The sequence below is a fragment of the Winogradskyella sp. genome (assembly GCF_013213975.1).
In the GTDB taxonomy this organism is placed as follows: Bacteria; Bacteroidota; Bacteroidia; order Flavobacteriales; family Flavobacteriaceae; genus Winogradskyella.
Genome location: NZ_JABSST010000099.1, coordinates 1 through 8,735, shown reverse-complemented (window position 1 = coordinate 8,735; position 8,735 = coordinate 1). Strand labels below are relative to the sequence as shown.

7 protein-coding genes are annotated in these 8,735 nt (G+C 32.7%); 6 read left to right on the top strand and 1 reads right to left on the bottom strand.

All coding sequences use genetic code 11. The annotated features are described in order from the left end of the window. Positions 1-110 precede the first annotated feature (110 nt). From HRU49_RS13055 to HRU49_RS13030, 6 genes are all read left to right on the top strand, one after another. Positions 111-1,766, top strand: a complete 1,656-nt coding sequence (locus tag HRU49_RS13055) for a hypothetical protein (RefSeq protein ID WP_296357874.1) — start codon at positions 111-113, stop codon at positions 1,764-1,766. Positions 1,767-1,929: 163 nt separating this feature from the next. Beyond that, on the top strand, positions 1,930-2,418 hold the full coding sequence (locus tag HRU49_RS13050) for a hypothetical protein (RefSeq protein ID WP_296357872.1): 489 nt from the start codon (positions 1,930-1,932) through the stop codon (positions 2,416-2,418). Between the two features lie 196 nt (positions 2,419-2,614). Continuing rightward, positions 2,615-4,090 carry a T9SS type A sorting domain-containing protein gene (locus HRU49_RS13045; protein ID WP_296357870.1) on the top strand — a complete coding sequence of 492 codons (1,476 nt, stop codon included), beginning with the start codon at positions 2,615-2,617 and terminating at the stop codon, positions 4,088-4,090. A 216-nt stretch (positions 4,091-4,306) separates the two neighbouring features. Then, entirely contained in the window at positions 4,307-5,524 is a 1,218-nt protein-coding gene (locus HRU49_RS13040; RefSeq protein ID WP_296357868.1) for an alpha/beta hydrolase-fold protein, read from the top strand. 443 nt (positions 5,525-5,967) lie between these two features. Then, on the top strand, positions 5,968-7,203 hold the full coding sequence (locus HRU49_RS13035; protein ID WP_296357866.1) for an alpha/beta hydrolase-fold protein: 1,236 nt from the start codon (positions 5,968-5,970) through the stop codon (positions 7,201-7,203). A gap of 466 nt (positions 7,204-7,669) precedes the next feature. After that, positions 7,670-8,371 carry a DUF3667 domain-containing protein gene (locus HRU49_RS13030; protein WP_296357864.1) on the top strand — a complete coding sequence of 234 codons (702 nt, stop codon included), beginning with the start codon at positions 7,670-7,672 and terminating at the stop codon, positions 8,369-8,371. Positions 8,372-8,531: 160 nt separating this feature from the next. Here HRU49_RS13030 and HRU49_RS13025 read toward each other — a convergent pair. Then, positions 8,532-8,735, bottom strand: a 204-nt coding sequence (locus HRU49_RS13025) for a hypothetical protein (protein WP_296357862.1), incomplete at its 5' end; no start/stop codon positions are given.

The following is an 8,735-nucleotide window of genomic DNA, read 5'->3' as shown; positions in this document are numbered from 1 at the left end:
TGATCTTTATCCAAATCATTGCTCACGAATTTATTATCTTTTCGTTCGCAATACGGAACTGCGTTTAGCAGGGCGTTCTTAACAATACAATTGAACTATATTATCAGATTATGCATTTAATCAATTACCAAAACTTAATTATAGTACTTCTTCTTTTAGCCTTTCAAAGTGCTGCTCAACCCCTTTTGGAAAAAGGTGAATATTCTGTTGGATTCAAAATGGAATGGATTGATAACCCAAATCTCAGCTATAGCATGGAGGATGGAATTCGAAGAAATAACAAACCTGTTTTATTGGGAATTTGGTATCCAGCTAGAGAAAACTCCAATGATCCATTAAGTGTTCATGACTACATGAGCATGAAAGGCTTGGAAGGTAAAGAGAAAATCCAAGAGGCCTTTTTTAAGAATGAAGAAAACAGTTGGAAAGAAAATCCAGCTAGCTATATAACTGAAAATAAAGATATACATAATGATTGTTATACATGGCTAATCGACAATAAGGGATATGCAAAACTGGATGCTTTGCCTCTAGACTCTAAATTTCCAGTTATAATCTATGAGCATGGAGGAGGATGCACCTACAATGAAAACCTTCAAACGTTTGAATATCTGGCAAGTCATGGCTATGTTGTAATCAGTAGTCAATTCTGGACCTTGGAATACGGAATACCTATTCAACTAAATTGGTACGAAGCAAAATCAGACCTACAATGCATAGTAAGTTATCTAAAAGAATTACCAAATGCAGACGTATCTCAACTTGCCTTTATGGGCCATAGTCAAGGAGCTCAATACGGTTATGGAATGATGATTGGGGCCACACCTTTTAAAGCATTTATCCCACTAGATCCTACGTGGCACGCATATGGATTAGAAAAAATCAGTGAATACTGGGGAAAAGAACATGTAGGAATGCTTGAATTATTAAAACTTGAAGCCACTAATATGTATCCAGAAATTTTAGAAATCTCAGGGCTTTTCGAACCCGATCAGAAGGACATTCAGTATGATAGTTTATTGAACTTTTATGAGAAGCAGAACAACGGCTATTTTCTGACAAAGTTGTTTAAGCACAGTGATCGACATTTAATGACTATAGGCGGAAGAAGCAGTGATGGCAAAGAGATGGATCATGACAGCTTCATAAGTCAAGGAGCGTTGGCTTATTCTTTTCTTTCCAATCAGAAAGAATTTTTCCAAAACGCAGACTCCAGACTCCTTAATTATTTCGAAAGTCAGTATAAACTCTATAAAAAAATGAATCATTTGATTCTGCTTTTTCTTAATAAGGTATTAAAGCCAACTAAAGTAAATGTGGATAAATGGGTTACAGAAACAAAAAAACTTGAAAACTCAGACGACTCAATACGATATCAATATTTACCATCTGAATATAAATTCAAAGAGGATGAGTTTTGGTGGCAATTGCTAAATGTTAAGGATACTAACCTGGACCTTCTTCAACAATTGATAAAAGAAGAAATTGATAACACTGGAAGAACCTCATTCAAGTATATTTTTGCAATAATGATGAATCACAAAAAAAATCCAGATTTAGCTTACAAGGTTTCAGATATCCATATGAAATTAGAAAACGAAACTTGGTATACTTATTTTGTTCATGCAAACCTGTTGTATCATACCGGTCATGAAGAGAAAGCAATTTTATTCTACGAAAAATCTTTAGAAACTGCCCCTTCCGATCATAAACTAACTAAAAAAATGAATAGAAAGGAATTTAGCAATTGGAGTGCCTGGCAATAATTATTATCTTAATCATATTTGATTTTTTTCAAAAAGGATTTAATAAAATGAAAACTGAGCACAACACAAAAAAACAGCATTAGAATTATCTAATGAAATAAGTATACCTCAACCTATCATGTTAATAAATCAGAAATTACGAGCCTCCAAGATTACTTATCAAATGAATATAAATTGCTCCAAAGAAAAGCTCTGGGAGGTGATATCAACACCAGGAATTCTTGAGTTTTGTCATCCATTCTGTAAAGAAAATAAAGTAACGAGATGGGGTGAAGTTGGAGCACAAGATACTATTCAATATTATAATGGACTTAAATTACATCGATTATTCACTGATTGGAATGTAGGGAAAGGATATAAATTGCTTATTGGACGAGGTAGATATGCAACAGCAAAAGTTATATGGAAAATCACTGCTCAAGAAGATGAAATTTCGGTACTATCAATTTCAATTAATTTATATTCTGATATTGCGCTTAGAAGATACGCGAAGTTTTCACGTTGGGCAATTGAGAAATTTTATCTTATACCCCATATGTCAAATTATGTGAAAGATGTTGTTAAAGGTTTCAAATATTATATCGAAACTGGGAAGTCAATAGAAAAGAACCAATTTGGAAACAATCGCATGTTTTCAAACATGAGAGCATAATCAAATAAATCCAAAAAAAGAAAATTGAATTAATGATAACATAACTGTCGCTAACAAACCTATAATTGATTACGACGGAATTTCCAGTCGGAAATTCCCTTCATTTTTGCTATCTTTCGGCCAACGACGGAATGACACTACGTGACATTCGGTAACAAACCGTAGCTTGACCATTGGCAATAATTAAATTAAAATAATGAAAATAAAATCATTTCTAATATTATTCTTTTCTATAATTTATTCTATCTCATATTCTCAAGTACAACTTGGAGAGGATATACTTGGTGATGCAATTGGTGACAACTTTGGGGAAGCCATGGCTATGTCAAATGATGGAACACATATTGTAATAGGTTCTAGGTATAAGGATGGGACTTTGATGAATTCAGGAGTTACGAGAGTATATAAATATGAAAATGAGGATTGGATTCAAATAGGACAGGATATTTATGGTGAGGCTCAAAATGATTTTTCAGGAACTTCGGTGTCAATTTCTTCAAATGGTGACAAGATTGCTATAGGAGCAACACATAATGATGGTACTAGTGAAGATTCGGGACATGTTAGAATATATCAATTTATAGGAAGTACTTGGATACAAATTGGAAATGACATTGATGGTGAGGCAGCAGGAGACCATTTTGGTATTGAGGTGTCATTATCCCCAACTGGTGATCGAATAGCCATTGGTGCAGATTTCAACGATGGTTCAGCATTTAATGGCGGACATGTTAGGGTTTACGAAAATATTGACGATGAATGGATTCAAATAGGTCAAGATATTGATGGTACGTATTCTAATGGTTGGATCGGTAAAAGTTTATCTTTATCTTCTAATGGTAATAGAATTGCTATCAATTCACCGACTAATTTAGGAGCTGGTGGTAATGGTTTTGTTCAAGTGTATGAATTTAATGGTTCAAATTGGATTCAGATTGGCGCAAATATTTCAGATCTCAATTATGCTTTTGGATATTCCGTTTCACTTTCTTCTGATGGAAATACTATTATTATTGGAACTATTAATGGAGGATCTCCGGATGTTAGCTACGTTAGAGCATATGAATTTAATGGTCAAAATTGGATTCAAAAAGGCTCCAAACTAGGCGAAGAATTTTATGATGGACGCTTTGGAGATTCTGTTTCAATATCAAATGACGGAACAGTTATTGCGATAGGGGACTCTAGAAATGATGGAAATGGATTTACTTCAGGAAATGTGCAAGTCTTTCGATTTGATAATGAAGTTAATGATTGGATTCAAATAGGCATTGATATCGACGGTTCAAATTCATATGATTATTGCGGAGTAAAAGTCTCATTATCAGGCACAGGCAATAGAGTTGCTCTAGGAGCAAAATTTCATGATGGTAATGGAATAAGCAACTCTGGTCAAGTTAGAGTTTATGATTTTACTGAATTTCTATTAAGTACAAACGACTATGAAGGGACAAATTTATCTGTTTACCCAAATCCAGTTTCAGAAGTATTAATTGTAAAATCAAAAATGCAAATAACTCGTATGGTACTATACGATCTTTTTGGAAAAATAGTAGCAACTACATTTAATGATAATAAAATCAATTGTTCTAATCTTAACAATCAAATGTATATTCTTAAAATAACAGATAATAATAACAATCATACGTTCAAAAAAATCATGAAACGATAAAGTACTATTTCCCAAAAGGTATAACCGCATTTGCTTCGCCAGTCGCTTCGTTCGTGTCGGCAGATTCGACTATGTCAGACACGAGCACGTAGTGCGAACTGGCGAAGCAATCGACTGGGAATAGCGAGCGTCAGTGCTTAATCGAAAAATAGTAATTTAAAACCCGTAGCGGACGGTTATACGAGACCGTTGTAGAAAGTCAATAAAAAACAATAAATGAGAACATATTACATATTCTTTTTTTTAATAATTGTCAAATATTCCGCAATAGCGCAAGAATATTCCTCTTACGAACAACCATTTCAATCGAATTTGTATTCTGAAACATTAAAAGATTCTGTAAATCTGGAAATAATCTTGCCTAGAGGGATTAAGAATAATACAGACATTGAATATCCAATTATCTATTTATTAGATAAACAAAATCAAAATAACTATAAATACAATCTCAATACAATTGATTATTTAACAAGTTTACAATGGATGCCAGAAGCCATCATTGTTGGCATTACTTTTCCTTGGAATAAAAGAAATACATGGACGAATCCTAATATTTTAGGTGGAAAAGCCGATGATTTTATAATCTTTTTAGAGAAAGAGTTAAATAATGAATTGAAAAGTAATTACCCAATTTCAAACTTTAATTTATTGATAGGCCATTCTCGTACAGCTATTTTTTCTTCGTACGCTCTATCAAAAAGTCCAGTTTTTTTCAACGGTGTAATAGCAAGCAGTGTGTCAAATTTCGACTTTGGGGATAAACAGCAGCAAACCCAATTTGAATTTTTCCTCAACAAAATTCCTTCTATTCCCCAAAAATACTATTACTATTTTTCAGTTGGAGAACAATTGTATGGAGATTTACATGAAACAGCTGTAGATGCCTTAAATTCCTATTTGATTTCAAAAGATTTACCTAAAAACTTAGAATGGAAATACTACAAATATAAAGTGGCACATAATCTTACACCAGGTTTAACCATAAGTAGAGCATTAAGTGAGATTTTCAAAGATTATGGAAAAAGAATAAACATCTGTTTTAATCTTGCAAAAGCATCAAAAAATAAGGTGCCATGGGATGATTTTCAAGAATTATATTCATCTTTATCATCTAAACTGGGTTTTGAAATACTACCGTCTAAATTATTCTTTAACAGCATTGCTTCCGAGTACTACAATGATTATGATAATATATATGGTACAAAGAAACTAGATTTCACGCTAGAAGTTTTAGTTAAGGCAATAGAAAAATATCCTAAAGATTTTAGTTATTTCAGTTGGATAGGAGAAACCTATATGACTCGAAAAGATTATGAAAAAGGACTTCAGTTTCTAAATAGGTCTATTGAGCTCATTAATAATGATAAAACTATCTCAATTTCTGACCGAATAAGTTACATTGAAGAAATTGAAGCGCTAAAAAAAATAAAATAACTACCTACAACAATGGCTATAAGTAATTGCTTGGGTTGGTAAGTGCTACTCGGAAAATTCTCCGAATTTTCCTCACTTAGTGCCTTTTTGCTATCTTTAAAACCTTAAGCAACTACTCATAGCTAAACCAAATTGCACCAATTAGTTATCAGCAAAGTATAGCTCCAGCTGACCGACTCAAGTCCTTAACGTGCAATAACAATTAACTAAAAGCAATTTGGTACCTTATCTTGAATTCCCAATCTAATAAATCCAACGATTAACGGTAGCTGCGCTACCTAATCGTGTAGCAATGATTTGGATGCAATACCCCAAGTATTTAATTTTTATCCAAATCATTGCTCACGAATTTATTATCTTTTCATTCGCAATATGGAACTGTGTTTAGCAGGGCGTTATATCTCATTAGGTAAACTAATATCAAATTGATAAAATCAAGAATTATGCTCAAAAAACTACTAACCGTTTTACTTTTCTTTTTTGCTGTTTTGGGGTACTCTCAAGAAGCCTTACCTGTTTCAATTGGTCAAATAGATACTTTATATTCCAATATTCTTGGAGAGAAAAGAAATATTTGGGTACATATACCCGAATCTTACAAATCCGAGCATGGAGAAACAAAATCATTTCCTGTGCTATACCTACTAGACGGTGATAGTCACTTCTCTTATACCGTTGGAATGCTTGAAAATCTAAGTTCAAGGGGAAATTCAATTTTACCTAAAATGATAGTAGTTGGTATTCTCAATACAGATAGAACAAGAGATTTGACACCAACTAAAGCAGAAGAAATGCCTCCGTTTATCAGTAAGTCAACATCAGAAAGGTCTGGTGGCGGGGAATCATTTATGAAGTTCATAGAAAACGAATTAATTCCATACATAGAATTTAAATATAGTACATTACCATATAGACTCTTAGTTGGTCACTCTTTCGGTGGATTAACAGTTTTAAATACTTTGATGGAAAATACAACTCTGTTCAATGGATACATTGCAATTGACCCTAGTCTATTTTATAACAATCAAAGAGTATTGAACGCCATGGAACAATCGAATTTTCAGAAAGGTTTTAAACACAAATCTTTATTCCATGCTATTGCGAATGGAATGGAATCAAATATGGATATAAAGAGTATAACTAAAGACACTACTGTAAACACTTTGCCTATGAGATCCAACTTGAGACTTAAAGAGCACTTAAATGAATTGGTAGATCTAGAGTTAAAGTACTCAAGTAAATACTATCCTAAAGACACCCATGGATCAGTTCCTGTAATATCAACTTACGACGGACTAAGATTTATATTTAATTCCTATGAATTAAAACTCGGTTTGAAAGAATACATAGAACCTCAAAGCAAAATATTTAGTAAAATCGTAAATCATTATAAAAGGGTTTCAAATGAATTGGAATATGAAATTAAACCAGAAGAACAATTCATTGATATTATTAGCTATGAATTTCTAAGTATGAAACAATATGAAAAGGCAGAGCAATTTTTCATTCTGAACACAAAGAATTATCCTAAAAGTTATAATGCCTTTGATTCATTAGGAGATTTTTACAGAACAATTGACGCTAAAGAAAAAGCAAGAATAAATTATCTGAAATCTATTGAACTTTACCAAAATTCTCCTTCCAAAATGAAGCTTAAGAAACTAAATCATAAAAAGTAAACGAGATATAACAATGTATATAAAACCATAGCTCCCATTCGCTTGCTAAGCTTCATATACTCAACTTTAGAGCACATTCAGCTGAAGCTGACTTGTGTTGTTACGTTCTTCGAACCCTCACCCCACAAGTAAATGTGCTCTAACGCCCTTCTAAACCAAATTGCAACAATTCATATAAGCAAAGTACAGCACCAGTTGACGGACTCAAGTCCTTAGCGTGCAATAACAATTAGCTAAAAGCAATTTGGCATCGTATCTTGAATTCCCAATCTAATAAATCCTACGATTAACGGTAGCTGTGCTACCTAATCGTGTAGCAATAATTTGGATGCAACACCCCAAGTATTTGATCTTTATCCAAATCATTGCTCACGAATTTATTATCTTTTCGTTCGCAATACGGAACTGCGTTTAGCAGGGCGTTAGCTGCAATTGACGAAAAGCATCGTCCTGAAAAATAAACAGAATGAATGAAACTATAGAAAATAAAGAATTCGGAGAAATAGAAAATCGCAGTGCCTTAGAAAGAATTGACAGAAAATATATTTGGAATGAAATCAGTAGTGTTTTAAATTTTGACAAGGGAATATTTTATACGATAAAGGAATTGTTTGTCCGGCCTGGAAAAACAGTTCGTGAATTTTTAGTTTATGACAGAAAAAGACTAGTTAAACCAATAATATTTGTAATTTTTAGTTCACTTTTCTTCGTAATAAGTCAACAGTTTTTTGGATTCCAAACTGGAACAGCACCTGATAATATAGATAGTGAAGGAGTTAAAAAAGCCTTTGAATGGGTTGGGGAAAACTTTGGTATTGTTAATATTCTTATGGGTTTCTTTATAGGTTTTTGGATTAGATTATTTTTTCTTAAATCTAAATTTAATATTTATGAGATATTCATTTTAGTATTTTTTATAGTAGGAATTGGAAATATAATATTTACGATTTTTGGAATAATAGAAAGCGGTACTGGTTTTGAAGTTAATAACTTAGCTTATTTTGCCGCATTATTATATTCAGCTTGGGCAATCGGAAACTTCTTTAAGAAAAAGAGTTTTTGGAGTTATTTCAAAGGTTTACTTTCTTATATTTTTGGGACAACTATGGGCTCATTCTTGATTGTTTTTATCGGAATCTTAATCGACATAATAAACAAAAGCAGCTAACACCACCTAAACTGCATACGATTCTGCATACAGTTTCCACAAAAAGATTGTTCGTAAGGTAATTCTTTGAAAATCTTAAAATTATTTCATTATTGAAATATCTTCCGCAACACAGATGCTCTAAACCTCTGTAAAGTAAAGCTTGCTTTCATAATCCCTATTAAGGTAAGAAATCAAAAGGAACAGACTTCTCTAGGTCGCAGTCTAAAGCACGTTTAATCTTATACTGCTCTGTGAGTTTTTTAGTAACTTTTTTAAGCGAAATGGCCATATACAGCATCTCAAACTCTACCATCGCAGAGCGCTCCAAAGTATATAGGTTTTCAATAATTTCTATATGACGCTTGGCATTAATATTAAAGTG